This window comes from Sulfurivirga caldicuralii (assembly GCF_900141795.1).
Taxonomy (GTDB): Bacteria; Pseudomonadota; Gammaproteobacteria; order Thiomicrospirales; family Thiomicrospiraceae; genus Sulfurivirga; species Sulfurivirga caldicuralii.
The window spans coordinates 450,667-477,166 of the sequence record NZ_FSRE01000002.1 but is presented as its reverse complement, the minus strand read 5'-3'; the positions used below and the strand labels follow the sequence as shown (position 1 = coordinate 477,166).

The following is a 26,500-nucleotide window of genomic DNA, read 5'->3' as shown; positions in this document are numbered from 1 at the left end:
TGTAGCCTGCAAAGCCCCATGGGGGATAAGCCTTTTTAATCTCTCCCCATCAGTGGATGCGGTCGCCCGGTCTGGCCCCTTCATCGGGGGAGAGAATATGGATCTCCTTGCCGCCCGGGCCCGCTGCCAGCACCATGCCTTCCGATACGCCAAAGCGCATCTTGCGCGGTTTGAGGTTGGCGACCATGACGGTAAGTCGGCCCTCCAGCTCTTCCGGCGCATACGCGGACTTGATACCGGCAAAAACGGTGCGCGTTTCAAAGCCAATGTCCAGTGTCAGCTTCAGCAGCTTGTTCGCCTCCGGCACGGCCTCTGCCTTGACGATGCGCGCAACGCGCATGTCCACCTTCATGAAGTCGTCGATGGTGATTTGCGGCACCAGTGGTTCAAAATCGGCTTCTTCAGACGAGGCTTCTTTCTGGGGTGCGGCTTTTGCCGAAGACGACTGTTGCAGGGTTGCCTTTGAGGCTTCAACCATTTTTTCGATGCGATCCATCTCAACCCTCGTCATCAGCGGCTTGAACTTGTTGATGGTGTGGTCCATCAGGGGTGCATCGAGTGAGCTCCAGTCCCAGCCATTAATATTGAGGAAGCCAGCAGCCTTGTCGGCCATGACGGGCACAACCGGGGCCAGGTAGGTCATCAGTGCCCGGAACAGGTTCAGGCTGACGGAGACCACTTCGTGCAGTTCGTCCTTTCTACTGTCGTCCTTTGCCAGCACCCAGGGCGCCTTGGCGTCTACATATTCATTGGCTCGATCGGCCAGCGCCATGATGTCGCGCATGGCGGCATTGAAGTCGCGGGCTTCGTATTTGGCGGCAATGGCTTCGCGCGCGTCCACGAACTGCTGATAGAGGGCGCGGCCCTCTTCGGACCACTCCGCTGCGAGGGTGCCGCCGAAGCGCTTGTTGACGAAACCGGCGTTGCGACTGGCCAGATTGACCACCTTGTTGACCAGATCTGCATTGACGCGCTGGGCAAAGTCTTCCAGGTTCAGGTCAATGTCGTCCACACGGCTGGTGAGCTTGGCGGCGTAGTAGTAGCGCAGATACTCAGGATCCAGATGCTCCAGGTAGGTGCGCGCCATGATGAAGGTGCCGCGGGATTTGGACATCTTCTGGCCGTCCACGGTGAGGAAACCGTGTGCATTGACGAACGTGGGGGTGCGATGGTCGCTGCCGTGCAGCATTGCCGGCCAGAACAGCGCGTGGAAATAGATGATGTCCTTGCCGATGAAGTGATACAGCTCGGTATCGCTGTCCGCTTTCCACCAGGCATCGAAATCCAGACCGATGCGCTCGCACAGATTCTTGAAACTGGCCATGTAGCCGATGGGGGCATCGAGCCAGACGTAAAAGTACTTGTCCTTTTCGCCGGGGATCTGGAAGCCAAAATAGGGGGCGTCGCGTGTGATATCCCAGGGCTGCAGACCGGCCTCGAACCACTCCTTCAGCTTGTTGGCCACTTCCGGCTGCAGATGGCCGGCCTGAATCCACTCCTGCAGGAAGTCGGCAAACTGGGGAAGATCAAAGAAATAGTGTTCTGTCTCTTTTTCCACCGGTTTCGCGCCGCTGACGGCCGAGTAGGGGTCGATCAGCTCGGTGGGGCTGTAGGTGGCACCGCAGACTTCGCAGTTATCACCATACTGATCAGTGGCCTTGCACTTCGGACAGGTGCCTTTGATGAAGCGATCCGGCAGAAACATCTCCCGTTCGGGGTCGTAGAGCTGACGAATGGTCTTCTTGAAGATGGCGCCCTTTTCCTTGAGACGCAGGAAAATGGCCCTGGCCAGTTCGCGGTTTTCAGGCGAGTGGGTGGTGTAATAGTTGTCGAAGCCGATGTTGAAGCCGTCAAAATCGGCCTTGTGTTCGGCATGAACGCGCTCGATGAGCGCTTGCGGCGTAATGCCCTCGTTCTGTGCTCGCAGCATGATGGGGGTGCCATGGGCGTCGTCCGCGCAGACGTAATAGCATTCATGTCCCTGCAGTTTTTGAAAACGCACCCAGATGTCGGTCTGAATGTATTCCACCAAGTGCCCCAGATGGATGGGGCCATTGGCATACGGAAGGGCGGATGTCACAAGGATTTTGCGCGTTTTCTGGCTCATGGGGCTTTGACAGGATCGTTAAAATAAGCGCAATATTATAAACGGAACCCAGGCTATGAACCTGTTCAAGAAACTTTTTGGCAACGGTATCGATGAAACGCAACAGCAGGCGATTGAAACGGCACTGAAAAAGGTGGTGGTGCCTCATGCAGCCCGTTCGCTGGCCGATCTGGATGCGCTGCAGGACGCAAGGCTGAAAAAGGGTGTGCTGACGCTGACGCTGGCGCTGCCCTTTCCGGCTCGGAGCCTGTGGCAGCAACTGACCGAGCAGCTGGAAGCGGCCCTGCGTGAGGCTGGCTTTGAGCAGGTAAAGATTACGTGGCAGACCGCCGTAGAAATCCGCGAGGTACAGGCGGGGGTCAAGCCGCTTGAAGGGGTCAAGAACATCATTGCCGTGGGTTCCGGCAAGGGGGGGGTGGGCAAGTCCACCACGGCAGTCAATCTGGCGCTGGCCCTTGCACAGGAAGGTGCACAGGTGGGCATTCTGGATGCGGATATTTATGGTCCCAGCCTGCCTACCATGCTAGGGGTGCATCAGCGACCCCAGTCGGAAGATGGCCAGCACATGCAACCGATTGAGGTGATGGGCATCAAGGCCATGTCCATCGGTTTTCTCATTGAAGAAGACACGCCGATGATCTGGCGTGGGCCGCTGGTCACGCAGACACTGGTGCAGCTGCTCAACGAAACCCGCTGGGGAGGGCTGGACTATCTGGTCATCGACCTCCCGCCCGGCACAGGCGACGTGCAACTGACGCTGGCACAGCAGATCCCGGTCTCTGGCGCGATTGCGGTTACCACGCCGCAAAAGGTGGCCGTGGTGGATGCTAAAAAGGCCATCGCCATGTTTGACAAGGTGAAGATCACCACGCTGGGCATTATCGAAAACATGAGCACGCACATCTGCTCATGCTGCGGCTGTGAGGAGGCGATTTTTGGCGAATCGGGTGGGGAGGTGCTGGCGCAGGAAAATGGTGTGCCCTTGCTGGGCAAGTTGCCGCTGGATAAGCGCATCTGCGCCGACATGGATGCGGGCAAACCCACCGTGGTTGCTGAACCGGACAGTCCACTGGCACGCCGTTATCATGAGATCGCCATCAAGGTGGGGGGCCGACTGGCGGAGAAGAAGAAGGAGTACCGTCAGCTCTTTCCGGAAATCGTGGTCAAGTGAGTGCCTCCGCCTTTTGGCGGGACCTTTGGCACCTCCACAGAACCTCTGAACGGTCGCGACAGTGGCGACTCTGGTTCAAGGCAAGGCGTGGCGAGCGCAGCATGGTCTTTCCATGTAAGCGAGCTACAGCGAAGCATGGAAGCCAGAATTACCCTGTCCCTTCGGGTTGCGGTGGGATGGCGGCATCTGCAGCGTTGCTCGCCTTGGATTTGCCCCCGCCAGACCCTGCGGCTTGCGCCTTGCATCTGCCGCCATCACGTCTGCAACGCGAGTGTATTCAGAGGTTTTTTGCGTAGATACCTTTATTTCTGCTTGGCCTTTTCGATCTGCGCCTGCTCCAGTTCCTTTTTCTGAATAAAGAAAATGAGCTTGCGGCGATCGTTTTCCGTCAGGTTTTCAAACTCCACGGCGATCCGTTTTGCCTGTGGGCTCTTTTCCGGCGCAGGCTGAATATTGACCACATGACCGCGCACCAGGATGGGGTCTTCCTCCGGGAGGGGTTGCATGAGCAGGTCGATCTTGTCGGTCGGGTGAATGGCATCTTCGATAATGAAGGCAAGACCGCCACCGCTGATATTGACACGACGTAGCGGCATCAGATGCGCCAGTTGGCGCTTGTCCACTGTCTGTAGCGCCAGATTGATCTTGCTGTTGAGCGCATGCAGTGCGCTGGCGAGCAGGTCGCTCTTGCTGGCAATCTTTTCTACTGCGGTGTGCAGCTCGTGTTCGATTTTCTGCAGCGTATCGAGAAAGTGACGCTCGATATAGGCGCTGTTCGCTTCCTCTTTCGGCAGGGGTTCGGCCTTGGCTTCTTCCTCGCTGAGGATGCGATAGCTCAAGGGAATCATGACGTTGAGACGATAAAAACCCCGTTTGTTCTGGCTCATGTGACGTGCCTCTGATTCGCGTTTGCTGGTTGAGATAATCAGGATGCAAGCACAAAGCGCGCCAGTTCAGACGGCCTTGAGCTTCTGTTCGGGGATTTGGTTCTTGATGGCGGTGATGCGATTTCGCTCATCCACATACACCAGCGTGGGCTGGAAATTTTCGGCTTCGGCCTCATCCATCTGTGCGTAGCTGGCGATAATCAGCAGATCGCCCACCCGGGCCTTGTGTGCTGCTGCGCCATTGACGCTGATGGTGCCGCTATGGGCTTCGGCGCGAATGGCATAGGTGGTGAAGCGTTCGCCATTGGTGATGTTGTAGATCTGGATCTGCTCGTATTCACGAATGCCAGCCCGGTCGAGCAGGTGACCATCAATGGCACAGGAGCCTTCGTAGTCCAGCTCCACCTGTGTGGCGGTTACGCGATGCAGTTTGGCCTTGAGCAGCGTTACAAACATAGGTCTGAGTCACTGAAGTTTAATGCTTGAATTATAGCAGATATGGGGATAACTGCCGCGAACCCAAGAGGGCTGGCGGCAGATAGCGTGCACGTGGGGCCGGTCAGCCGGTGTTGCGCATGCCGGCGGCGATGGCATTGATGGAGCGCAATAGCGGCGTCAGCCACTTTTCCCGCTCTTCTTCCGGCAGGCTTTCATTGTGATAGCGGCGCAACAGCACCACCTGGATATGGTTGAGGGGATCCAGGTAGGGGTTGCGGCGCTGCAGCGAGAGGGCAATGGTGGGGACATCGGCCATCAGATAAGGGTTGCCCGAGACGTCCAGTACGCGATCCACCGTGCGGGTATGCTCTTGTGCAATCATGTTGTAGATTTTCTGTGCGGTCTGTTGGTCCTTTGCCAACTTGCTGTATTCCTTGCCGATCTTCAGGTCCGTCTTGGCTAGTGCCATCTGGATATTGCTGATGATGGCGCGGAAGAAGGGCCAGCGCTCGTACATGTCCTTGAGTTCAGCATTCAGCCCGGCTTCATGCTTTTTCTGCAGGGCATAGCCGGTGCCATACCAGGCCGGGAAGGTTAGGCGTGCCTGTGCCCAGCCGAATACCCACGGAATGGCGCGGATGGAGCTCTTGCCCAATACCGTCTTCTTGCGATGGGAGGGGCGAGAGCCGATATTGAGCAGTCCAATTTCATTCACAGGGGTGATCTCGTAAAACACTTCGAAGAACCCGGGTGTGTGATCGGTTAGCTCACGGTAGTGGCGCTCGCCATCCTTGGCCAGTTTCTTCATCATCTCCAGGTGTTTCGGATCATCTTCCGGTACAGGACGAATCAGACCCAGGCTGGCTTTCATCAGGCCGGTGACACCCAAGGACAGCTCGTAGGCAGCGGTTTCCTCGTTGCTGTACTTGTAGGACAGTACTTCACCCTGTTCGGTGAACTTGATCTCGCCACGGACGGTGCCCGCTGGCTGGGACATGATCGCCAGGTGCGTCGGGCCGCCGCCGCGACCGATTGTGCCACCCCGGCCGTGGAACAGGCGGCAGTCCACGTTGTAGCGGTCAGCCAGGGCGATGATCTCCTTCTGCGCCTGATACAGGCTCCAGGCCGACGCCAGATTGCCACCATCCTTGGCAGAATCGGAGTAGCCCAGCATGATTTCCTGCTGATTGCCGCTGGCCTTGAGCAGGGCCATGTAGGTCTCATTCTGGAACAGGGCTTCGGTGACCGGTACGATGTGCTCCAGATCCTCAATGGTTTCAAACAGCGGGCTGACGTTGACGAAACAGTAGGGCGTCTTGCCATGGTAGCCGGCCAGCCCCGCCTGGTGGGCGAGGAAGAGCACTTCCAGTACGTGGCTGGCCTGATGCGTCATGGAGATGACGTAGTTATTGAATGCCTTGGGGCTGATCTCGTCGCGCATGCGGCGCATGACGTGGAAAACCTCAAGCACTTCGCGCGTCATGGGCTCCAGCTCGAGGTGCTGCGTATCGATAATGGTGGCCGAGGCGATATGCTCGGCCAGCAGTTTTTGCCGCTCGGTTTCGTCGAGGCTCAGATAATCCACATTGACGTTCTTGAGCAGGTCAGCAACGGCGTCCGTGTGTACAGTGGATTCCTGGCGAATGTCGAGGCGCATGAGGTAAAAACCAAAGGTTTCTACCAGACGGATCAGGTCGCGCAGGTCGGCATTGGCCAGATCCTCGTCGCCGTGTTCACACAGGGAGTCGTAGATGATGCGCAGATCATCCAGCAGCTCCTCTTCATTCTGATAGGCAAAACGGCTTTTCTGGATGGGCTGGTCGTTGAGCTTGCCTTCCACATAGTTGAGGTTGCACTGCAGTCGCCCGTGAATCAGGTAAAGGAAGCGGCGGTAGGGCTCATCACGGAAACGGTCAGCCCGTTTCTTGAACACCATGCTGATCAGATCGGCATCCACGATGGTGACGCGGTTAAGCACGTCCTGCTTGATGTTGCACAGATAGCGGGAATGGGTCAGTTGCCCGGCCAGCTGGAAGATGCGGCGCTGGTATTCATACAGGGCGGCACGCGCATGCATGTACAGCGCATGCTCGGTGGTTTCATGGGTGACGTAGGGGTTGCCGTCGCGGTCGCCACCAATCCAGGAACCGAAGGTCATGAAGTTGGGGATAGTAAAGATTTTCTCCCCGTAGTTGCGCGCCACGGCCCGTTCCATATAGCGATACACTGCTGGAATGGCCTTGAACAGAGACAGGCGAAAATAGTAGATGCCGTTACGAATCTCGTCTTCCACGGTGGGCTTATGGCGGCGAATTTCATCGGTCTTCCACAAGGTCTGAATCTGATACTTCAGCTTGTGAATGATCTCTTCCTGCAAGTAGGTGTTCTGGTACAGCTCGGCTTCATTCAGCTCACCGATGGTTTCAAAAATGCGGCGTTGGTTTTCCATGGTGACGCGGCGCTTGGATTCGGTGGGGTGTGCCGTGAAGACCGGAATGTAGTTGAGTCGGTTGAGCAGAAGCTCCAGCTCTTCGCGGGTAATGCCTTCCTTCTTGAATTCGTTCAGGGTGCTGAGCACGGAGCCGAACCACAGGGGGCCGTCGGACTTGACCTGAGTCTGGCGCTCATGGAACTGATGCTCTTCCTCGGCCAGGTTGACCAGGCCGAAATAGATATTGAAGGCACGAATGATGAGGATGAGGGAGTCGGGGTCCAGCGATTCGATAAAGTGAATCAGTTCTTCGCGCAGGGCGGGGTCGTCCTCTTGCCGCAACTGGATGAAGCCCTTGCGCAGTTTCTCGATGGCATTGAGAATTTCGTCGCCGTGCTCCTTGCGGATGATCTCGCCCAGCAGGTTGCCCAGAAGCTTGACGCGCGCGCGCAGTCGCTGATCTCGAAGTTCTTCGCTGGCCATGCCAACTCCCATTGTTAAGTTCAAAACCGATACATTATACCGGGTGAAGCGTGCGGCTTCATGCCGGTAAAAACGAAAAGCCCCGCAGAGCGGGGCTTGAATGGCTGGCGAAAGGAAGCGTTATTTTCCGCTGCAGAAGTTTTCGTGGGCCTCGAGGATTTCCTTCTTGGCCATGTTGACGTCTTCCCAGCCTTCTATCTTGACCCACTTGCCTTTCTCCAGGTCCTTGTAATGGCTGAAGAAGTGTTCGGTCTGCTCCTTGATCAGCGGCAGGTCTTCCACCTTTTCCACATGATCATAGATGGTGGTCATCTTGCTGGTGGGGACAGCGATGATCTTGCTGTCTTCACCGCCGTCGTCGGTCATGCGCAGCATGCCGATGGGACGGGCGGGAATGACACAGCCAACCATCAGTGGATGGGGGGTGACCACCAGTACGTCAACCGGGTCGCCGTCGTTGGCGAGGGTCTGGTTGATGTAGCCGTAGTTGGCCGGATAGGCCATGGTGGTGGCCTGCAGGCGGTCTACCCACACAACCTGGGTGTCCTTGTCGATTTCGTACTTGATCGGCGGGGCAAACGCCGGAATTTCAATGATGACATTGATTTCGTGGGGAATGTTCTTGCCAGCGGGTACGTCTGCAAAACTCATGCTCAGCTCCTTGTGCCTTGAGGAAATGAAAAACACCCGCTTGCGCGGGTGTGAATGTCATGGAATACCGGTTGGCGTTCAGCCCTCCTGGTGGTAGCGCATGACGGTTTCAACTTCGTTCTTCGAGCCCAGAACCACCGGTACACGCTGGTGAATTTCCGTAGGCTGAATATCCATGATGTCTTCGCGCCCCGTTGTGGAGCGGCCGCAGGCCTGCTCGACGATGAAGCTCATGGGGTTGCCTTCGTACATCAGGCGCAGCTTGCCGGCCTTGCCGGGATCGCGGCTGTCCCAGGGGTACATGAAGATACCGCCACGCACCAGGATGCGGTGCACTTCGGCCACCATGGAGGCAACCCAGCGCATGTTGTAGCGCTTGCCCAGGGGGCCTTCTTCACCCTGCAGGCAGTGGCTGATGTAATCCTGCATGGGCTTTTCCCAGAAGCGCTGGTTGGACATGTTGATGGCGAATTCCTTGGTGTCTTCGGGGATGCACACCTTTTCCTTGGTCAGCACGAATTCACCGATGTGGCGATCCAGCGTAAAGAAGTTCACGCCCTTGCCGGTAGTCAGCACCAGAATGGCGGAGGGGCCGTACAGGACGTAACCGGCAGCAACCTGGTTGCGGCCGGACTGCAGGAACAGCTCCATGTTGTCACCGGAGCCTTCGCCCTGAGCTTCCAGAATGGAGAAGATGGTGCCGACAGACAGGTTTACATCGATATTGGATGAGCCATCCAGCGGATCGAAGGTCACCAGATACTTGCCATCATCGTTGGCGGCAACGGTGTTGTCTTCCTCTTCGGATGCAATGCCGCGCACGTTGGGGTCCTGCTTGAGGATATGCTTGAGAACGTCGTTGGAGATGACGTCCAGCTTTTTCTGCGTTTCACCCTGTACGTTTTCGGTTTCGGTAGAGCCGAGGATGCCGGCCAGCTCGCCCTGGCTCAGTTTGTGCGCAATTTCCTTGCAACCGACCAGAATGTGGTTGATAACAGAGCGCAGTTCATCGGATGCACCATCGCGGCGCAGGATTTCGTCGACACGCAACATAGGGAACTTCTCCTGGATTTAGCTAAAATGATTCTGCAAAGCATAGCCGAAAAAGCCGCAAAATAAAAGGTGATCGACCTTGGGTCGATGTATTCCCGCTGCAAGGCGACCGACGGCAGATGTGCTATCTCTCCCTAATAACCTTTGAGACACCCATGCGATATATCGTCAAACTCTTTCCGGAAATCATGATCAAGGGCGCCAGCGTCAAAAAGAAAATGACCGCGCAGCTGGCAGACAATCTGAAGCGCATGCTGCTACAGCGCAACATGGCGCCACAGGTCAAGCGCTTTCTCGACAAGATTGAAGTGGAGGTGGATGACGCACATGCCAATGATGCCGAGGATCTGCTGACCCATACACCAGGTATCGAGCAGGTTCTGCGGGTACGGCAGTTTCGTCTTGATCCGGTTTCCCTTGAGGAAATTGCACGCATTGTCGTGGAGCAGGCCGCCGACCGGGTGCGTGCCAAGACTTTTGTGGTGCGGGTGAAGCGCAAGGGGCAGCATGTCTTTACCTCACAGGAAATCGAGCGCCATGTGGGTGGTGCGCTGCTGCGGACCGGGGAAACGGCAGGCGTCGATCTGCACCACCCGGACGTGCGTGTGGAGCTGGAGGTGGAAAACAATACCCTGAGTCTGATCGACGCGCGTCTCCCCGGCCTGGGCGGCTACCCGCTGGGCTCCCAGGGCGAGGCGTTGTCGCTGGTATCGGGCGGGTTTGATTCTACGGTGGCGTCCTACCTGAGCATGCGCCGTGGCATCAAGACCCACTTCCTGTTTTTCAATCTGGGGGGTATTGCCCATGATATTGGTGTGAAGCAGGTGAGCTATTACCTGTGGCAGCGCTTTGGCAGTTCCCATCGGGTCAGGTTCATTTCCGTCCCCTTTGAAGGTGTGGTGGAGGGGCTGCTGACGCAGGTTCCCGACAGCTACATGGGGGTGATGCTCAAGCGTCTGATGCTGATGGCAGCCGAACGGGTGGCAGACGAGATGGGGCTGGACGCACTAGTGACCGGCGAAAGCGTTGCACAGGTGTCAAGTCAGACGTTGCGCAACCTGGCCCTGATCGATCAGGCCACGGACAAGCTGGTGCTGCGTCCACTCGCCATGATGGACAAGCCGGACATCATCCGTCTGGCGGACCAAATTGGCACCCGTGAATTTGCCGAGACCATGCCGGAATACTGTGGCGTGATTTCACGCAATCCGGTGACCCATGGGTCCTTCAAGAAACTGGCTGAGGCGGAAAAACGCTTCGATTTTTCCCTCCTGGAGGATGCGGTCGCACGGCGCGAGCGTTTCAATGTGGATGAGCTGGTGGCCAATATCAATGCACAGCAGGCGGTTCCGGTGGTCAATGCGGTGGCAGACGGGGATGTGGTGGTGGATATCCGCATGCCGGAGCAGGCACAGGCGCGTCCATTGCCCGAAGCTTCGCTGCAGATCTCGTTTCATCAACTCAACCGCCGCTTTGCAGAGCTGGATCCGAGCAAGCGTTATCTGCTTTATTGCGACAAGGGCGTGCTCAGTCAGCTGCACGGGCAGCATCTGCTGACGCAGGGGTTTGATGTGCGGGTGTATCGTCCTGACGGGCGAGAAGGTTCAGCTTGACGCGGCGCTGGTGTTCTTCAAGGGCCTCCATCAACCGTAGCGCGGTTTCGGTCTTGCGTACGCGGGCCACATAATTGACGGTTTCGTGCCCAATACGCTGACGTGCGACGATTTCCACGTTGTAAAACCACTTGTAGGGATCGAGTCCGCGTGCAGCGGCTTCCTTTTGCAGTTTGCGAACGCGGGTAGGGCCGGCATTATAGGCGGCTAGCACAAAATTGAGACGTTCTTCGGGCGTGTAGCCGGGTTCATCAAAATAGATATCCCGTAGCCAGGCCAGATAGGCGCTGCCGGCAAACAGGTTGTCATAGGGGTCGTACAGATTGCGGATGCCAAACTGACGGGCAATGACCGGCTTGATCTGCATCAACCCCACCGCCCCGGCACTGCTCCTCTTGCGAGGGTTCAGGTGTGATTCCGTATAGGCGACAGCAGCCAGCAGATGCCAGGGAAAATCGAAGAAATCTGCAAAAGTATGCAGCCACGGCTTGTAGCACCGGAAGCCTTTCCGGGCGCTTTGCGTGAAGTCCTGATTCAGCCAGCGCGTGTTTTCAAAGTAGCGTTTGTAGAGAATGTTGCTGAGCAGTTTGCCCGGCCTGGCATAGCGCTCAATGAAGTCATTGAGTGAGCGAAGCAACTTGGGGTTGGTCTTGCGCACTGCCCAGCCGATTTCGCCACCATAGTGAAACACGAAATTCTCGTGCACGCGGATATTGGGCAGGACCTTTTCCCACAGCGCAGCGATATGGCTGTCCACAACGGTGTAGTCCACGAGTCCCTCGTTGACCAGCTCAAGAATATCCTCTGCCTCCAGGGTGGGGTCGGCCTGAACCACCTCCATGGGCTGCAGGCCAGCCTGTCCCAGTGCCAGATTGAAGAGCTGCAGATGGGCGGCATAGCTGCTGTGACGCACCACAACCACCACCTTGTTAGATAGGTCTTCCAGCCGCCTGGGCTGCGGTACATCAGCAGCAGTGACAAGTACCTCATTGATGCCTGTGAGATAGGGCTTGGTAAAGGCTACCAGATTGGCGCGTTCAGGGGTGATGGTCAGCCCGGCCGCACCGATGTCACCCTTGCCGGTTATCACCCCATCCAGCACGACACTGAAAGGGGTGGGCAGATAGATAAGGTGAATGCGGTAGCGCTGTTTTCGCGGGCCGCGATTGAGAAATTGTTCGTAGCGGCTCAGCAGTTCATGCTCGATGCCGCGAATGCGATCGCCTTCGAAAAAAAAGTTGGTGCGTGATGGATTGACGAGTACGCGAATCAGGCGGCGCTGCTGCATTTCGGGCAGGTCCCCTTGAAAAGGCAGCAACAGGCGCCCATTAAATGAATACGCTTCGTCTTCCTGCGCCAGGCCACCCGCAAGCCACCCTGAAAGGAGGCAGGCGAATAGCCAGCGCCATTTACGGAAATTCATCATCCGGCATCCATGCTCCTCCACAAGGCACCTTCAGCAGTCTACCACGCACTGGAAAGTGTGTAAGGTAAAGATAGGGCACCTCCGCAAAACCTCTGAACGGTCGCTACAGTGGCGATTCTGGTTCAAGGTAAGGCGTGGGGAGCGCAGCATGGTCATTCCATGTCAGCGATCCACATCGCAGCACTGGCTCAGAATCGCCCCCTTCGGATTGCGGCGGGATGGCGGCATTTGCTGTGTTGCTCGCCTTGGATTTGGAGCCACCAAACCCTGCGGCTCGCGCCTTGCATCTACCCCATCGCGCCTGCACCGCGAGCGCACTCAGAGGTTTTGCGCAGATGCCAAAGGTGTTCTGCCGTTTTATGCCGTGGTGCATAAAGTATAATCGCGACCACACCCTGCAAAACCTGTGTTTTTTTGCAGCATGTTGCAAGAATTGACAGGTTTTGGAGGGTGTGACAAATCGGTGCAGACCGCGTCTGGCCAAGACGTGTGGCGCACTCGCTGACTTCGGTCAGCATTGAATCATCCTGCAACAAGAAAAGGTTAAGAATCAAAATGCAAGATCAGGAAAACAACAAGCGCAGCAAGGTTGATCCCATTGCTGCAGATCCGCACGCCGAGCGCGAAGCGGAAAAGTATGAAAACCCTGTCCCCAGCCGTGAATTCATTCTCAAGTTTCTCGAGGAAGAAGGAAAGCCGCTTCCATTCAAGGTGATTGCGGCCCGTCTCGGTATTGAGGACGAAGAGCGTCTGGAAGGCCTGTCACGTCGGCTCAAGGCGATGGTGCGCGATGGCCAGCTGCTGCGCAATCGCCGCGGTGCCTACGGCATCGTCAAGCGCATGCATCTGGTCAAGGGCCGCATCATTGGCCATCCGGACGGCTTCGGCTTTCTGGTGCCGGAAGATCCGGAGGTGAGTGCAGAGGACATTTACATCCCCGCCCATGAAATGCACAAGGTGCTGCACGGCGACGAAGTGCTGGTTTCTGTCGTCGGCGAGGACAAGCGAGGCCGCAAGGAAGGTGTCATCGTCGAAGTCATTCGTCGCCATACACAGAAGATTCTCGGCCGTCTGCATCTGGATGAATACGGACTGGCCTGGGTGCAGCCCAGCAATCCGCGCATTACGCAGGACCTTTTCATCCCCGGCGACGGCCTGGGGGGTGCGAAGGAAGGCCAGGTTGTTCTGGCAGAAATCATTCGCCAGCCCACACGCCGTTCAGGTCCCGTAGGTCGTGTCATCAAGGTGCTGGGTGATTATCTGGATCCCGGTCTTGAAATCGAGTCGGCCATCTACGCCTATGACATCCCCAATGAGTGGTCTGCCGAAGCTCTGGCCGAGCTGGATGAGATTCCGGATACGGTGCTTGAGGAGGAGAAGAAGGGGCGCAAGGATTTGCGTCATCTGCCACTGGTGACCATTGACGGGGTGGATTCCAAGGACTTTGATGATGCCGTATTTGCCAAGCGACGCAAGAACGGCTGGCGGCTGGTGGTGGCCATCGCTGACGTATCCCACTATGTGCAGCCTGGCAGCGCGCTGGATGAAGATGCCTATCGGCGGGGCAACAGTGTCTATTTCCCGCAACTGACCGTACCCATGCTGCCTGAAAAGCTTTCCAATGGGCTGTGCTCCCTGAACCCGCACGTGGATCGTCTGTGCATGGTGGCGGACATGGAAATTTCCGAAGAGGGCAAACTGCGCCGCAGCCAGTTTTACCCGGCGGTGATGCATTCCCATGCACGTCTGACCTATGACGAGGTTTATCAGGCGCTGACGAACGAAAATTACGCCTGTTCCGAAGATCTGAAAGCGGTTTTGCCGCACGTCAAGGAACTGTACGAACTGTATCAGGTGCTGCGCAAGCAGCGTGAACAGCGCGGCGTATTGGACTTTGATACGGTGGAAACCCGCATCGAGTTTGATGAAAACCGCAAGATCAAGGAGATCGTGCCGGTTATCCGCAACGATGCGCACAAGTTGATCGAGGAGTGCATGCTGATGGCCAATGTGGCCGCGGCCAAGCATCTCGCCAAATTTGATTTCCCAATCCTGTACCGCGTGCACGAGCCGCCCAAGCCGGAGCGTCTGCAGGAATTGCGTACCTTCCTGGCCGACTTTGGCCTGACGCTGCGGGGTGGTGATGCGCCCACTGCAGCCGATTTTGCGGCAGTGCTCAAGCAGGTGGAAGGCAAGCCCTATGCGAACCTGGTGCAGACGGTCATGCTGCGTAGCATGAATCAGGCAGTGTACCAGCCGGAGAACAAGGGGCACTTCGGTCTGAATTTCGACTGCTATACCCACTTTACCTCACCCATCCGTCGCTACCCGGACCTGATTATTCACCGTGCCCTGCGCCATGTGCTTGAGAAGGAACTGTATCCCTATGACCTGCCGCGTATGGAAGAGATCGGCGGCCACTGCTCCGAAACGGAGCGCCGCGCCGATGAAGCAACACGCGATGCGGTGAACTTCCTCAAGTGCGAATACCTCTCCCACCATTTAGGCAACGAGTATGACGGCATCATTTCGGCGGTAACCAATTTCGGCATATTTGTGGAACTGCAGCCGCTGTATGTGGAAGGTCTGGTCCATGTAACCGAGCTGGGTGACGACTATTTTGTCTATGACCGGGCCCGTCACTGTCTGGTCGGTGAGCGCACCAGGCGCCGCTTCCGTATCGGCGATCCGGTGCGGGTTCAGGTGGCGCAGGTCAATCTGGACGAGCGCAAGGTGGAGTTGCGCCTGCTCAAGGCGCCTGATGAGCTGGGGGTGGACAATGAAGCCGGTGATGTGACTGAGGCTCAGGCCGAAGCCGGTCGCGATGAGGAGGCGAAAAAGCGCAAGCCTCGTCGTCGCGGCGGGCGCGGGCGTGGTAGCAAGAAAGCGGCCGCTCAGGTCGGCGGCGCGGATGCGGATAAAAAGGCGACGGATGCACCCAAGCGCAAGCCGCGTCGCAAGCGGACACGGAAGCCCAGGGCACAGGCATGAGCGACTGGGTTTACGGCCTGCATGCTGTTGAAAAGCTGCTCAAGCAGGGCGGACAGGGGGTTTGCCGCCTGGTCATGGGGCGTGGGCGGCTCAATACCCGTCAGCAGAAACTGCAGCAGCTGGCGCAAAAGCAGGGCATCACTGTCGATTTTGCCGACCGCCGCTTTTTCGAACGCTTCGAAGGGGTTCACCAGGGTGTGGTGGCGGAGCTGGCCAAAAGCGCTTCTCCCCGCTTCACTGAGACCGACTTGCCCGAGTTGATCGGTTCCGTTGAACAGCCCCTCATCGTTTTTCTCGATGAAGTGCAGGATCCCCACAATCTGGGCGCCATTTTGCGCACGTGTGATGCCACAGGTGCTCAGGCCATCGTCATCCCCAAGCATCAGTCTGTCGGGGTGACACCGGTGGTGCGCAAGGTGGCCAGCGGTGCGGCCGAAACCATACCCGTCATTGCGGTCAACAACTTGGCCCGCGCCATGGAAGCCGCCAAGGAGGCTGGTCTATGGCTGGTGGGCCTGGCGGGCGAGACGGATACGGTGTTGTTTCAGCAGGATCTCACCGGTCCCGTGGGCCTGGTGTTGGGTGCGGAAGGAAAGGGGCTGCGCCGCCTGACGCGAGAGCAGTGTGACTTTATCTGTGCGCTGCCCATGGTGGGCAGCGTGGAAAGCCTCAATGTTTCCGTTGCTGCCGGGGTTGCGCTCTATGAAACCCTGCGGCAGCGTCGCTATGCCTGAAAGGGCCATTTTTGCCTTCTGAGCAGCCCGCTTCTTGCAGCGGGCTTTTTTTGTGCTTTCAAAAAAGTCGGGGACCCCCTTTGTAATTCACGCTTTCAGTCGCTTTCGGACGTATCGGCATAGATATTGCCGTCCTCATCAATGCGGATAGGGAAGGGCGTCAGGTGATCGCCGTAACAGGGGCCTTCGACACATTCCCCATCATCCACCTTGAACCAGGCATCGTGCACTGAGCATTTCATGGTTTGGGTAAAGGGATTGACGTCCACCTTGTAGGCTTCGTTGAGCGGAACATGCTGATGCGGGCAGTTGTTGACCCACGCGCGGATTTTCCCTTCACCATCCTTGATGAGAATGACGCTGAACTCCTTGCCAGGGACGCGCGCAATGGTGGCGCGGGCGTTGGTGACATTGTCCACATGCGTCAGTGGCTGGTCATCCGCTAAAGGAGCGAGCAGATTATCAAAACCCTGCTGGCGAATCTTGCGTGCCGCCAGCTCTGCGGCAAAGCGGACGGCCTCATCAATGGGGGCGCCTTCTGCCAGTTTATGCAAAAGTCCGGCATTAAAGGTGTCGCCGGCCCCCAGTGTGTCCACAACGCGGGGAACAGGAATGGCTGGCTGGTGCCGAATGGGATTCCCCGGTGAGGCAAACCAGGCGCCATCACTGCCCCAGGTGCAGACGAGTGTGGCTTGAGGCGCAAAGGTGCGCACATGCTCGATAGCCGCTTCTGCATCCGCCAATCCCGTATCGTTAGCATAGTGTCGCGCGATAATAATAAGATTGGGCACGCCAAAGAGCGCTTCGATACCATCGCGCGGCTTTTCCAGCTCGAGGCTGATAGGCGTATTCGGGCAGAATGTGCGGGCGATATTGAGCATGCCTTTGAGGTTGTCCACATTGCGACCTTCAAAGTGGAGCCAGTCAAAACGCTCGATTTCTTGCCTGGCGAAGTGCTCGAAGTCCAGTTCGGCCAGATCGCGGTAGTGCACGATGGTGCGGCTGCCGTTTTCCTTGTTGACCAGTACGTAGCTGGTTGGCGTAGCCCCCTTGAGGCGTTTCTGACACAGCGATGTATCAATACCGCGGTCACTGACGGCCTTGAGCAGCTTGCGTCCGCTGTCGTCCACGGCAATAGCGCTGGCAAGGGCGCACTCATGTCCAAGTTGCTTGAGAACATAGAGGGTGTTGGCCGCATTGCCGCCGGGCTGCAGCTGGCGCGCCTCTGCCCGCATTTCCTCGTTTTCAGCTGGAAAGTGGCTGGTCGTCAGAATGGTGTCCAGTACCAGGTTGCCTACACCAAGAAAGCTGCTCATCGCCTGTGATCCTGAAGTGTTAAAGGGACTGTATTTTAAGTGATGGTCGAACCTGTCTGAACGGCTGTTTGCTGGGGGCGTTCTGGCTGGCGATGAAGCAGCGTTTTTATTGATGCGGCAGGATGCTGCCATGGTTGCGATTCGAGCTTGCAGTGGTGATAGGTTGTGTCAATCAGGCGCAGGGATCAACCCTGATCCACCTCGTGCATGTTACGGGGGCTCGGTCAGGGATAAGATTCCATAAATAACTTTTGCCCCTTTTATAAAAAATCCGGTGAATAACTTTGCTTTGACGGGTTGACAAAGCACAAATCTCACCAACGTTAACTTTTTAAAGCTGTTTGTTAATAGTTGTGCAAGCGATTGAAATTAAAGAGATAATGGCGTTATTCTGCGCCTAAGGCATTGATATTTTTTGAGGTGTGCATTATCCACAGAATCTGTGGATAACTTTGTGCATTGTTTGCAACAAGCTTGCCGCAATCGCCAATGATTCCAACGCTTGGCGTTAAACTGATTAAAAAATAGACAGTGGATTGGTTGCATGGGAATGTATCATTTCCATTGAAAAAAACGGCGCAACAACCTACCATGATCACAAGCGAGGCGAGGTTGATCCGATGCTTCTCCATGGCGTTGTGTCCATGGCGCGAGCGCAACGGGTGATGCACCGATCTCGCCACATAAAAATATAAGTACACTCCATCCAAGCGGGCTTGAATCAATGCATATTTCCTGTGCGCACTGTGGACTGCAGCGGATCTGTTTCCCCAAGAGTCTGTCCAGTAACGAAATCGCACAGCTGGATCAGATTGTTTCCTCTCATCCGGCTATCCCCCGTGGCAGTCAGCTGTTCAGCGCCGGAGACGCTGCAGACTTCCTCTATGCACTCAAATCGGGTGTGGTCAAGCTGAGTCGTTTCGACCAGGCAGGCAATGAGATCATTCATGCCTTTTATCTGCCCGGTGATGTCCTGGGCATGGAAGCGCTTGATAGCCCGGTGTATCCCTTCGACGCCATTACGCTGGACAATTGCACCTTCTGTCGTATCCACCGCGATGATCTGGAAACCCTGGCGCAGAAAATTCCCACCCTCAATCGCCAGATCCTCAGCATGTTGGCCCAGGATCTGCGCCTGGAGCGGGAGCACTTTGACCAGTTGCTCAACAAGACCGCTGAAGAACGTGTTGCCGCCTTTGTGCTCAGCATTGCCAATCGCTTTCATGCACGGGGACTGGATTCAACCTCTTTCCGACTGCCCATTCTGCACCGGGAAGTGGCCACTTATCTCGGTCTGACACCGGAAACCTTCTCCCGCGTATTAAATCGTTTTCAGAACAATGGCTGGCTCAGCTGGCGACGCAAGCAGGTGGATATTCTCGATGCCGAGGCCTTGCAGGCTCTGGCAGAAGGGTGCGCCCAGCCGGAATGTCACTATCGCGCGCGAAAACGTGGCTGAAAATTGATCTGGGTCAAGTATTCCCTATCTTAAATAGGGTTTAATGGGAACTGCTGATGGAAATCGATTTGATCGGTTCCTCCATAATGTAGCCCGCTTGACCCGGACAGATGTCCGGGTTTTTTTGTTGGTGGGGTTGAAAATGATTGCCTGATCCATATATCCTGCACAGTATCCAACTGATCATTCTTACCTTTTGAAGGAGCGTGGCATGAAAAAACTTCATATGCTGTTTGCGGCAGGTTTTCTGGGACTGGCCCTGACAGGGTGTAGCAGTACACCGAAACAGGAAGCAACGCCAGCAGAAGCAGCGAAAACAGAAGCGGCTCAGGACGCAGCCAAGACAAACGTCGCAGCAGAAGAAGCGGTGGAGTCTCGCGAGGTGCTGCAACAGCAGATGGTGGCTCTGCGCGAAAAGCGTGTTCATTTCGATTTTGACAAGTCAGCCATCAAGCCTGAATACTTCTCCGTCATTCAGGAACATGCCAAGTTCATGGCGGCGCATCCTGAAGTGAAAGTCACCATTGCCGGTTACTGTGATGAGCGTGGCAGTGATGAATACAACCTGGCACTGGGTGAGCGCCGTGCCAATGCAGCCTACAATGCGCTGGTAGCTGAAGGTGTCAGCCCCAGTCGCATTCAGACCGTAAGTTACGGTGAGGCCTATCCGCTGGATCCGGCGCACAATGAAGAGGCGTGGGCGAAAAACCGCCGTGCAACATTCGTGTATGGCATTAACGCCTTCGTCCGTCCGCACTGATCATTACTGAATCGATTCAACCGAAAGCCTTTCGTTGCACTGCAACGAAAGGCTTTGTCATTTCTGGAGACTGAATAGCCAATGCGTGCACCTGTTGAACACCGCCTTGAAGATTATCAATCCCCCGCTTTTGCCATTGATGACGTCCACCTGCTTTTCCAGCTGGACCCGGTTGCCACCCGAGTCACCAGTACACTTGCCATGCGGCGGCAACGGGCGGAGGAACCCCTGCAGCTGAATCTGGAAAACCTGGTTGTCGAGTCTGTTGCACTGGATGGCATTGAACTTGGCGAGTCAGCCTGGCGGATCGAGGACGGTAGGCTGATCATTGAGGACGTGCCCGAACGCTTTACCCTGCGGATTCGCAATCGCATCAACCCAAAGGAAAACACGGCGCTGGAAGGGCTGTATCTTTCCAGTGGCAATTTTTGCACCCAGTGTGAGGCTGAAGGGTTTCGCCGCATTACGCCGTTTCTGGATCGTCCGGATGTACTGGCCACCTACACTGTGCGAATCGAAGCGGACAAGTCTGCGTATCCGGTACTCCTATCCAACGGCAATCTCATTGAGCAGGGGGATTTGCCTGATGGGCAGCACTATGCGCTCTGGCACGATCCGTGGAAAAAGCCCTGCTACCTGTTTGCGCTGGTGGCGGGCGATCTGCAGTTCATCGAAGATCACTACACCACGGCGGGAGAGCGTGACGTGACGCTGCGCATCTACGTGGAGCCCCACAATATCGACCGCTGCGAGTTTGCCATGCAGGCACTCAAGCGCGCCATGCGCTGGGATGAGGAGCGTTTCGGGCTTAGTTACGACCTGGACGTGTTCAATATTGTCGCCGTGGATGACTTCAACATGGGGGCGATGGAGAACAAGAGTCTCAATATCTTCAACTCCAAGTACATTCTCGCCAGGCCGGAGACGGCTACGGATACTGACTATGAAGGCATCGAGTCGGTGGTGGCGCACGAATACTTCCATAACTGGACGGGCAATCGGGTGACCTGCCGCGACTGGTTCCAGCTGACGCTGAAGGAAGGCTTGACCGTTTTCCGGGATCAGGAATTTACTGCGGATATGCTGCTGCCGTCCATCAAGCGCATTCAGGATGTGATTCATTTGCGTCGCTATCAGTTCCCGGAAGATGCGGGACCCATGGCGCACCCCATCCAGCCCAAGTCCTATATCAAGATGGACAATTTCTACACCATGACGGTATACGAAAAGGGCGCCGAGGTGGTGCGTATTTACCAGACGCTGCTGGGACGCGAAGGCTTCCGCAAAGGTATGGATCTGTACTTCCAGCGCCACGATGGTCAGGCTGTCACCGTGGATGACTTTCGTCAGGCCATGGCGGATGCCAACGGGGTAGACCTGTCGTCCATGCGAGCCTGGTACGATCAGCCTGGGACGCCTCATGTTAAGGTGCGGCGTCACTATGATGCGGACTCGCAACGCCTGACGCTGGATTTGACGCAGTCGTTGCCAAAAGTGGGCGAGGGCTTTACGCCATTGCCCATTCCAATTCGCTTGGGATTGCTGGATGCCTCAGGCAATCCTCTACCGTTGGTGGTAGGGGGTGAAGAACTGGGCATGGAGTATGTCCATCTGTTCGATACCCGCCATCAGCAACTGGTGCTCGAGCAGGTGCCGGAGGGTGCAGTGCCGGCGCTGTTGCGGGACTTCTCTGCGCCGGTGATTCTGGAGACAGATCTTGATGACGCGGAATGGGCCCTGCTGGCAGCGCACGACCCCGACGACTTCCTGCGCTGGGATGCACTCAATACTCTTGCCCTCAAGGCGCTGATGGAGGCGGTCACTGCAATCGAGCGGGGCGAGGCGCCTGCATGGCCACAAACCTATCTCGATGCCGTCGGCGTGCGCCTGCAGGCTGCCCTGGAAGATCCGGCCTGGCATGCACTGGCGCTGACACTGCCTGATGAGGTCACCTTGGGCGAGCAGTTCGAGACCATTGCGGTGGAGGCGATTCATCAGGCTCGAAAAGCGCTACAGAGCGAGCTTGCGCAGCGTTTTGAAGTTCAATGGGCGAGCATTTACGACACACTGTCTGCTGAACTTGATCAGCCCTATACCTTCAATGCCGAGCAGTATGGAAAGCGCAGCCTGCGAACCCTGGCACTGCACTATCTGGTGCAGACCGGTAAGGCCAAGTGGATCGAACAGGCGCTGTACCACTATCAGCATGCCAATAACATGACCGACCGCTTCGGAGCCTTGCGTGCCCTGACAGGGGTGGAACATGCGGCGCGCAAGACGGCGCTGGACGACTTCTACTATCGTTTCCGCAACGATCCGCTGGTTATCGACAAGTGGTTCGCGCTGCAGGCGGGCAGTGATCACCCGCACACCCTGGAGCATGTGCGCATGCTGACGCGCCACCCTGATTTCACCTATACCAATCCCAACCGTGTGCGTAGTCTGCTGGGCGTATTCGGGCAGAATCGCGCTGCCTTTCACCGTGCAGACGGGTCAGGCTATGTATTCCTGGCGGACGAAATCCTCAAGGTGGACAAGCTCAATCCGCAGATTGCTGCGCGGCTGCTGTCGCCCTTTACCCAGTGGCGTCGTTTCGACACGGCACGACAGGCGCTGATGAAGGCACAGTTGGAACGCATCTTGCAGGTACCCAGTCTGTCGAGCAACAGCTATGAGATTGTGGAGAAATCCCTCACTCTGTCATGAAGACGCCTACTGCTGAACACTTCAACATGAACTGGCTGAAAGCGGCAATTTTTGCCGCTTTCTGCTTTCTGGCAACTGCAAGTCAGGGGCAGTCAGTCGAGGCGCCTGTCCAGTTGGACCAGGTGGAAGTGGAAGTCAAGATTCTTCGTGCGGAAATGGCATTGATCGATGGCCGTCTCCAGGTTGCTCGCGAACTGTTGCAGACGGTCGAACCACAGTTGCGCTTTTACCCGCTGTATCGTCCCCGCTGGACGCGACTGATGCAGCAGTTGAAGGACGTGCCAGCCGTCGCCCATGGCAGTGTATCGGCGCATGGGCCGACACCCTTTTCCTGTGCCAGGACCTTTGTGGCCCTGCTGCCGCTGTCCGGCCCCCTCGCCAGCGCGGGGCAGGCCATTGTGAATGCCCTGAAAGCGGCAGACTGTGCACCAGTGGATGTGCTGGATACGGAACTTTTCGATGCCGAAGCATTGCAGCAGATGGTGGCGCTTTATCGACCCGAGTGGGTGCTGGGGCCCCTGCGACCGAACAGGGTCGATGAATGGGTGGAACAGGCACCGGAATGGCCGACACTTCTGCTGGGACGGAGCCGGCGTGGCATGCCGTGTCCTGCCTGCTTCAGCCTCACGCTGCGTCCGCAGGACCAATTGCCTGGGGTTATGGATGATATTGTCGGCAAGTCAGGCATCAATCTGGTTGTGGTGCCGGACAGTCTGCGTGGGCAGCTGCCACCGCTCGAGCAGCTTTCCGCCCAGAACACCTGGCTTTTTTTCCGCCATCGGCTGGGTGATGCACTGCAATCGCGTCTGGGTATTCAAGCCAGCCGCAACCGTAGCCGCTATCTGCAGCATGTCCTGAGTCATCCCGTCAAAACCGTTCCCCGGGCCCGGGCGGATTTGTTCAGTGTGGTGATGATGGGTTCATTGGCGCAGGCACAGCAGATGAGTGCATTGCTGGGTTTCTGGCAGGTTTCCACCCGATTTGTTTGGTTGCCTTCACGGTTGCAACGCACGTTGCCGCGTGCACTGCGAGCGCAAACCTGGCCTGCCATGGTGGCTATGCTGCCGCCGTTTGTATGGCAAACCGACGTGGATACTTTTGAAACTGGCATGTTCCGTGCTTTGGGTGAGAGTGTGGCCAAGCGCCTTCAGGTAGAGCCTTCCCAGGCGGTGATGACGCCACTGGGGCGATTGGACTGGGCTGACGGGCAATTGAAGGTGACCTTCGTGCCCTATGTGCATGAACGCGGTCCGCAGTGGCAGCCGTTGATGAAGACGTTATCCGACGAATAATCAGGACAGCTTGTGGCTCGAGATACGAAAGACGAACTCAGCGAACTGGATAGCATTGATGCGCTGCTCGAAGAGGCAGAGCAGGCCGCTGCTGCAGCGGAAGAGGCTGTAGAAACGGATGTGGCAGATGCCACGGAAGCAGACGCGCCATCTGAAGAAACATCAGAGGCGGCGCAGTCAGAGGGAGAGGCGGAGGCTTCGGAAGCGGACATGGATGAGACCCCCGCTGAAGCCGAAACAGCGCCTGAAGTGGCCGAAGAGAGTGAAGAGGATCCGTTCGCCGCGCTGGCTGATGCCGTGCCGGAGCAGGCGGAACCTGAACAGGATGAGGCAATAGAAGACTTTATTCCCGAGCCGGAGAAGGAAGATGAGGACGAACCGGTAGAGGCTGGCCCGCCAGTGGAAAAACCGCAAGCAGAGGCGCAGGAGCAGCCCCCACCGGCCGAGGAAGAGGCAGAACCCATACCGGAACATTTCAAACAGCCTCTGGCTGAAAAATTCGAAACCAAAGACGAACTGACGGCGGAAGAAATGGATACCTTGAAGAAACTCATACTCATATTCGGCATAACGCTCACCACGCTGGTGGTTATAGGGCTCGGGTTGACGACCTGGGCAGCGGTGTCGGCCTCCAATCATCATCTGGATGAAGAGAGTCATGCGCTGCTGGAGGATGTGAAGGCGGGCGTCGAGCACGTGGTGGTCAAAACGAGTCAGCAGGACAAGGCGCTGGAGGCCATCGAGAAAAAAATCGATGCGCTCAGCTACCAGCTGGAACAGATCAATAGCGATCTGGGCAAGCTGGAAGAAGCCAATCCGGGATTGGCGGCGCAAGCCGCAGCCCATGCAGCACCAATGCACGGCCCGGCGGCTGCTGCAGCACATGGCGGCGACACCCATGGCGCAACGCATGGCGCAACGCATGGCGGGCATGAAACGGTCGCTACGGCAGGCCATGCTGCCGCCCCGGTTCAGACCGCTGCCGCCCCGACAACGGTGGCAGTGGATCCGGATGTGAAGAAAACGCTGGGCAGCGTAAACAGTCGTCTGACCCGCACGCACAAGAAAGTGGAGGCTATTTACAGCCGTCTGGTGCGTCTGCAGGAGGACTACCGCACACTGCTGGTGCAGCTGAAAAGGATGCAGATCCTGCTGAAAAAACAGGCTGAAGCCAAAAAGAAAGCGGCCGATAAGACGAAAAAGGCACAGGAGGGCCGTGAAGACTACTTCTACCGCGCCACGCCCTTCGACCCGGCACATGTGAATTCATACCCATGAGACAGGCAGTGCTCATGTCATCCCAAAACAAGAAACTCGGCAAAAGAAGGAGTACTATCATGATAAAGACAACAATCCGCGCCCTGGCTCTTGGCATCATTGCGGCGACGCTGGTTCTGAGCGGCTGTGCCATGCAGCAGACGCAACCGGCTGAACCCCAGCAGGTGGTCATTAAGGTAGCGCCGAAGAAGGTTCAGTCTGCTCAGCAACGCAAGAAGCCGGAGCTGATCAAGATTGTCGGCATCGGTTACGGTTCAGAAAGCACCTATGAAGTTTATACGCCCGGTCAGCGCCGCCTGATGGCGATCCGTGCTTCCAAGCTGGATGCCTATCGTTCACTGGCCGAGCAGATCTATGGCATCAAGATCGACTCCAACACCACTGTTTCCGCCATGATGGCCAAAAACGACAGCTTCCGTGCGCGAGTGAACGCCGTGGTGCGCGGTGCACGTATCGTCAGTGTGACCCCCATGGCGGATCATAACTACGAGACCGTGCTGGAGGTCTATGTTGACAAGAATTTCTTCCGCCAGAACTTCGTTTACACCGGCGACTGCCCGGATGGCGGGTGCTACCCGGAAGAGGCGTATCAACCCATTGAATTGAACTGTGATGCGCGCATGAACTGCATCGAAGCCGGCCAGCAGCATTGAGGAGGTGCGCATGAAAGCGCCAAACTGGATTTTGTGGCTGGGGGTTGTGCTGATTTTCGCTGTGCAGAGTGTGCAGGCTGCCAGTATCAGCACGCGGGTACGCATTCTGGAAAGCAAGGTCAAGAAGCACGACCGCCAGATTCGCGCCAACACCAAGGCGATTGCCGTGCAGCGCAATGCGGTGAAAAAACAGGGCGAACGCATCGATAAGCTGGAAGGGCGGGTTGGGCACCTGGAAAGCTTTATGAAAAAGCGCCGCGGCGCCGTGGACAAGCGTTACTTCTATCCCTGATTTTCCTTCTTTCCTGCCGAGTGGAAGGGGGGTCCCCGATTTTTTACGGGCCGATTTTTTCGGCCCGTTTTTTGTGCCCGCAAAAAGCGCGGAAAACGGCTTAGCGGCTCAAAATGCTATCCCGACGCATCCAGCCGGCAATACTGACTCGGGGTTGGTGGGTGGGGCGCACTTCGTGGGGAATCTGTGCGCTCATGAAGGTGACTAGCATGCCCGGTTGCGGCACGATCGTCTCCCGCACGGTTTTTTCATCCTCTGCGTACAGCACCAGCTCGCCACCGCAGTCGGATGACCAATGGGGGTTCAGGTAAAGCACGGTGGTCACGAGGCGGTTGCTGCGGCCGCGGAAATTGTCCCAGTGGGTGCGGTAGTAGCGCCCCGGCGGATAGTAGGCGAAATGGGCTTCGTAGTTATTGATGCCCAGATAGAGGGACCGGTTGAGCAGGGCGCGATAGGCGTCCATTCTTTCCAGAAAGTCGCGCTGGGCAGGCGTGCTGCCGTCTAGCCACACAATGCTGTCGCCGCGGATGGACGTGTTTATCTGGTTGTCCCGTCCCTGCCCGATGCTGGCCCGATGCATGCCGTCGCTCTGGTACGACTGCACGGCCTGCTGATACAGCGCATTGCGCAGGGATTCGGGTAGAAAGTCTGGAACGACGGCATAGCCCTGCTCGGTGAGTCCATCGAGCACATCTTCCATTGCGGCGCGGGGCGCAGCCTCTACAATACTGTTCATGTTTCCTCCCAATGGACAGCCAA

General features: G+C 56.9%; 21 protein-coding genes. 11 read left to right on the top strand and 10 right to left on the bottom strand.

What is annotated here, in order from left to right; genetic code table 11:
- Positions 1-49: 49 nt before the first annotated feature.
- On the bottom strand, positions 50-2,107 hold the full coding sequence (gene metG, locus BUQ81_RS05490) for a methionine--tRNA ligase (protein WP_074201369.1): 2,058 nt from the start codon (positions 2,105-2,107) through the stop codon (positions 50-52).
- Between the two features lie 55 nt (positions 2,108-2,162).
- Between metG and apbC the strand changes: the two genes are divergently transcribed.
- Positions 2,163-3,278, top strand: a complete 1,116-nt coding sequence (apbC, locus tag BUQ81_RS05485; RefSeq protein ID WP_143598464.1) for an iron-sulfur cluster carrier protein ApbC — start codon at positions 2,163-2,165, stop codon at positions 3,276-3,278.
- 302 nt (positions 3,279-3,580) lie between these two features.
- Here apbC and BUQ81_RS05480 read toward each other — a convergent pair whose 3' ends face one another.
- The 5 genes from BUQ81_RS05480 to BUQ81_RS05460 all read right to left on the bottom strand — a co-directional run bounded on the left by BUQ81_RS05480 (position 3,581) and on the right by BUQ81_RS05460 (position 9,221).
- Positions 3,581-4,165: a PilZ domain-containing protein gene (locus tag BUQ81_RS05480; protein ID WP_074201368.1), complete on the bottom strand. Its 585-nt coding sequence runs from the start codon at positions 4,163-4,165 to the stop codon at positions 3,581-3,583.
- Positions 4,166-4,231: 66 nt separating this feature from the next.
- The gene (panD, locus tag BUQ81_RS05475) at positions 4,232-4,621 is read right to left on the bottom strand and encodes an aspartate 1-decarboxylase (RefSeq protein WP_074201367.1); all 390 of its coding nucleotides are present in this window, start codon (positions 4,619-4,621) and stop codon (positions 4,232-4,234) included.
- Positions 4,622-4,724: 103 nt separating this feature from the next.
- Complete coding sequence (gene ppc, locus BUQ81_RS05470; RefSeq protein ID WP_074201366.1) at positions 4,725-7,517, bottom strand: phosphoenolpyruvate carboxylase; 2,793 nt, start codon at positions 7,515-7,517, stop codon at positions 4,725-4,727.
- A 120-nt stretch (positions 7,518-7,637) separates the two neighbouring features.
- Positions 7,638-8,168, bottom strand: a complete 531-nt coding sequence (gene ppa, locus BUQ81_RS05465; protein WP_074201365.1) for an inorganic diphosphatase — start codon at positions 8,166-8,168, stop codon at positions 7,638-7,640.
- A 78-nt stretch (positions 8,169-8,246) separates the two neighbouring features.
- Positions 8,247-9,221, bottom strand: coding sequence for a class 1 fructose-bisphosphatase (locus BUQ81_RS05460; protein WP_074201364.1), 975 nt, complete (start codon positions 9,219-9,221; stop codon positions 8,247-8,249).
- A gap of 155 nt (positions 9,222-9,376) precedes the next feature.
- Between BUQ81_RS05460 and thiI the strand changes: the two genes are divergently transcribed.
- Complete coding sequence (thiI, locus tag BUQ81_RS05455; RefSeq protein WP_084188251.1) at positions 9,377-10,834, top strand: tRNA uracil 4-sulfurtransferase ThiI; 1,458 nt, start codon at positions 9,377-9,379, stop codon at positions 10,832-10,834.
- Here thiI and BUQ81_RS05450 read toward each other — a convergent pair.
- Entirely contained in the window at positions 10,749-12,257 is a 1,509-nt protein-coding gene (locus tag BUQ81_RS05450) for an MltF family protein (RefSeq protein ID WP_084188266.1), read from the bottom strand. The two genes, thiI and BUQ81_RS05450, sit on opposite strands and share 86 nt — an antisense overlap.
- Before the next feature lie 558 nt (positions 12,258-12,815).
- On the opposite strand from BUQ81_RS05450, the gene rnr reads away from it, so the two are divergent.
- Together rnr and rlmB are read left to right on the top strand one after the other, a co-directional pair.
- The gene (gene rnr / locus BUQ81_RS05445; protein WP_074201361.1) at positions 12,816-15,251 is read left to right on the top strand and encodes a ribonuclease R; all 2,436 of its coding nucleotides are present in this window, start codon (positions 12,816-12,818) and stop codon (positions 15,249-15,251) included.
- On the top strand, positions 15,248-15,985 hold the full coding sequence (gene rlmB / locus BUQ81_RS05440) for a 23S rRNA (guanosine(2251)-2'-O)-methyltransferase RlmB (protein WP_074201360.1): 738 nt from the start codon (positions 15,248-15,250) through the stop codon (positions 15,983-15,985). The genes rnr and rlmB overlap by 4 nt, the downstream gene beginning before the upstream one ends.
- A gap of 95 nt (positions 15,986-16,080) precedes the next feature.
- On the opposite strand, the gene BUQ81_RS05435 is transcribed toward rlmB, so the two are convergent.
- Entirely contained in the window at positions 16,081-17,301 is a 1,221-nt protein-coding gene (locus BUQ81_RS05435) for a PfkB family carbohydrate kinase (protein ID WP_074201359.1), read from the bottom strand.
- Between the two features lie 386 nt (positions 17,302-17,687).
- Positions 17,688-18,026: a hypothetical protein gene (locus BUQ81_RS08620; protein ID WP_143598463.1), complete on the bottom strand. Its 339-nt coding sequence runs from the start codon at positions 18,024-18,026 to the stop codon at positions 17,688-17,690.
- Between BUQ81_RS08620 and BUQ81_RS05430 the strand changes: the two genes are divergently transcribed.
- The 7 genes from BUQ81_RS05430 to BUQ81_RS05400 all read left to right on the top strand — a co-directional run bounded on the left by BUQ81_RS05430 (position 18,026) and on the right by BUQ81_RS05400 (position 25,741).
- On the top strand, positions 18,026-18,760 hold the full coding sequence (locus BUQ81_RS05430; protein WP_074201358.1) for a helix-turn-helix domain-containing protein: 735 nt from the start codon (positions 18,026-18,028) through the stop codon (positions 18,758-18,760). The genes BUQ81_RS08620 and BUQ81_RS05430 overlap by 1 nt on opposite strands.
- A 211-nt stretch (positions 18,761-18,971) precedes the next feature.
- The gene (pal, locus tag BUQ81_RS05425; RefSeq protein WP_074201357.1) at positions 18,972-19,520 is read left to right on the top strand and encodes a peptidoglycan-associated lipoprotein Pal; all 549 of its coding nucleotides are present in this window, start codon (positions 18,972-18,974) and stop codon (positions 19,518-19,520) included.
- 81 nt (positions 19,521-19,601) lie between these two features.
- Complete coding sequence (gene pepN / locus BUQ81_RS05420; RefSeq protein ID WP_074201356.1) at positions 19,602-22,226, top strand: aminopeptidase N; 2,625 nt, start codon at positions 19,602-19,604, stop codon at positions 22,224-22,226.
- Entirely contained in the window at positions 22,223-23,518 is a 1,296-nt protein-coding gene (locus BUQ81_RS05415) for a type 1 periplasmic-binding domain-containing protein (RefSeq protein WP_074201355.1), read from the top strand. Before pepN ends, BUQ81_RS05415 begins: the two co-directional genes overlap by 4 nt.
- Before the next feature lie 12 nt (positions 23,519-23,530).
- Positions 23,531-24,796, top strand: coding sequence for a prolipoprotein diacylglyceryl transferase (locus BUQ81_RS05410; RefSeq protein WP_074201354.1), 1,266 nt, complete (start codon positions 23,531-23,533; stop codon positions 24,794-24,796).
- Between the two features lie 59 nt (positions 24,797-24,855).
- Positions 24,856-25,449, top strand: coding sequence for an LPP20 family lipoprotein (locus BUQ81_RS08565; RefSeq protein ID WP_084188250.1), 594 nt, complete (start codon positions 24,856-24,858; stop codon positions 25,447-25,449).
- A 10-nt stretch (positions 25,450-25,459) separates the two neighbouring features.
- The gene (locus tag BUQ81_RS05400) at positions 25,460-25,741 is read left to right on the top strand and encodes a hypothetical protein (RefSeq protein ID WP_074201353.1); all 282 of its coding nucleotides are present in this window, start codon (positions 25,460-25,462) and stop codon (positions 25,739-25,741) included.
- 100 nt (positions 25,742-25,841) lie between these two features.
- Here the strand turns inward: BUQ81_RS05400 and BUQ81_RS05395 are convergent, their stop codons facing one another.
- Positions 25,842-26,477, bottom strand: a complete 636-nt coding sequence (locus BUQ81_RS05395) for a 2OG-Fe(II) oxygenase (RefSeq protein ID WP_074201352.1) — start codon at positions 26,475-26,477, stop codon at positions 25,842-25,844.
- Positions 26,478-26,500 lie beyond the last annotated feature (23 nt).

Coding starts and splice junctions, on each gene's coding strand:
- metG (WP_074201369.1), bottom strand. CDS start 2,107: ATGAGCCAGAAAACGCGCAAAATCCTTGTGACATCCGCCCTTCCGTAT.
- apbC (WP_143598464.1), top strand. CDS start 2,163: ATGAACCTGTTCAAGAAACTTTTTGGCAACGGTATCGATGAAACGCAA.
- BUQ81_RS05480 (WP_074201368.1), bottom strand. CDS start 4,165: ATGAGCCAGAACAAACGGGGTTTTTATCGTCTCAACGTCATGATTCCC.
- panD (WP_074201367.1), bottom strand. CDS start 4,621: ATGTTTGTAACGCTGCTCAAGGCCAAACTGCATCGCGTAACCGCCACA.
- ppc (WP_074201366.1), bottom strand. CDS start 7,517: ATGGCCAGCGAAGAACTTCGAGATCAGCGACTGCGCGCGCGCGTCAAG.
- ppa (WP_074201365.1), bottom strand. CDS start 8,168: ATGAGTTTTGCAGACGTACCCGCTGGCAAGAACATTCCCCACGAAATC.
- BUQ81_RS05460 (WP_074201364.1), bottom strand. CDS start 9,221: ATGTTGCGTGTCGACGAAATCCTGCGCCGCGATGGTGCATCCGATGAA.
- thiI (WP_084188251.1), top strand. CDS start 9,377: ATGCGATATATCGTCAAACTCTTTCCGGAAATCATGATCAAGGGCGCC.
- BUQ81_RS05450 (WP_084188266.1), bottom strand. CDS start 12,257: ATGAATTTCCGTAAATGGCGCTGGCTATTCGCCTGCCTCCTTTCAGGG.
- rnr (WP_074201361.1), top strand. CDS start 12,816: ATGCAAGATCAGGAAAACAACAAGCGCAGCAAGGTTGATCCCATTGCT.
- rlmB (WP_074201360.1), top strand. CDS start 15,248: ATGAGCGACTGGGTTTACGGCCTGCATGCTGTTGAAAAGCTGCTCAAG.
- BUQ81_RS05435 (WP_074201359.1), bottom strand. CDS start 17,301: ATGAGCAGCTTTCTTGGTGTAGGCAACCTGGTACTGGACACCATTCTG.
- BUQ81_RS05430 (WP_074201358.1), top strand. CDS start 18,026: ATGCATATTTCCTGTGCGCACTGTGGACTGCAGCGGATCTGTTTCCCC.
- pal (WP_074201357.1), top strand. CDS start 18,972: ATGAAAAAACTTCATATGCTGTTTGCGGCAGGTTTTCTGGGACTGGCC.
- pepN (WP_074201356.1), top strand. CDS start 19,602: ATGCGTGCACCTGTTGAACACCGCCTTGAAGATTATCAATCCCCCGCT.
- BUQ81_RS05415 (WP_074201355.1), top strand. CDS start 22,223: ATGAAGACGCCTACTGCTGAACACTTCAACATGAACTGGCTGAAAGCG.
- BUQ81_RS08565 (WP_084188250.1), top strand. CDS start 24,856: ATGATAAAGACAACAATCCGCGCCCTGGCTCTTGGCATCATTGCGGCG.
- BUQ81_RS05400 (WP_074201353.1), top strand. CDS start 25,460: ATGAAAGCGCCAAACTGGATTTTGTGGCTGGGGGTTGTGCTGATTTTC.
- BUQ81_RS05395 (WP_074201352.1), bottom strand. CDS start 26,477: ATGAACAGTATTGTAGAGGCTGCGCCCCGCGCCGCAATGGAAGATGTG.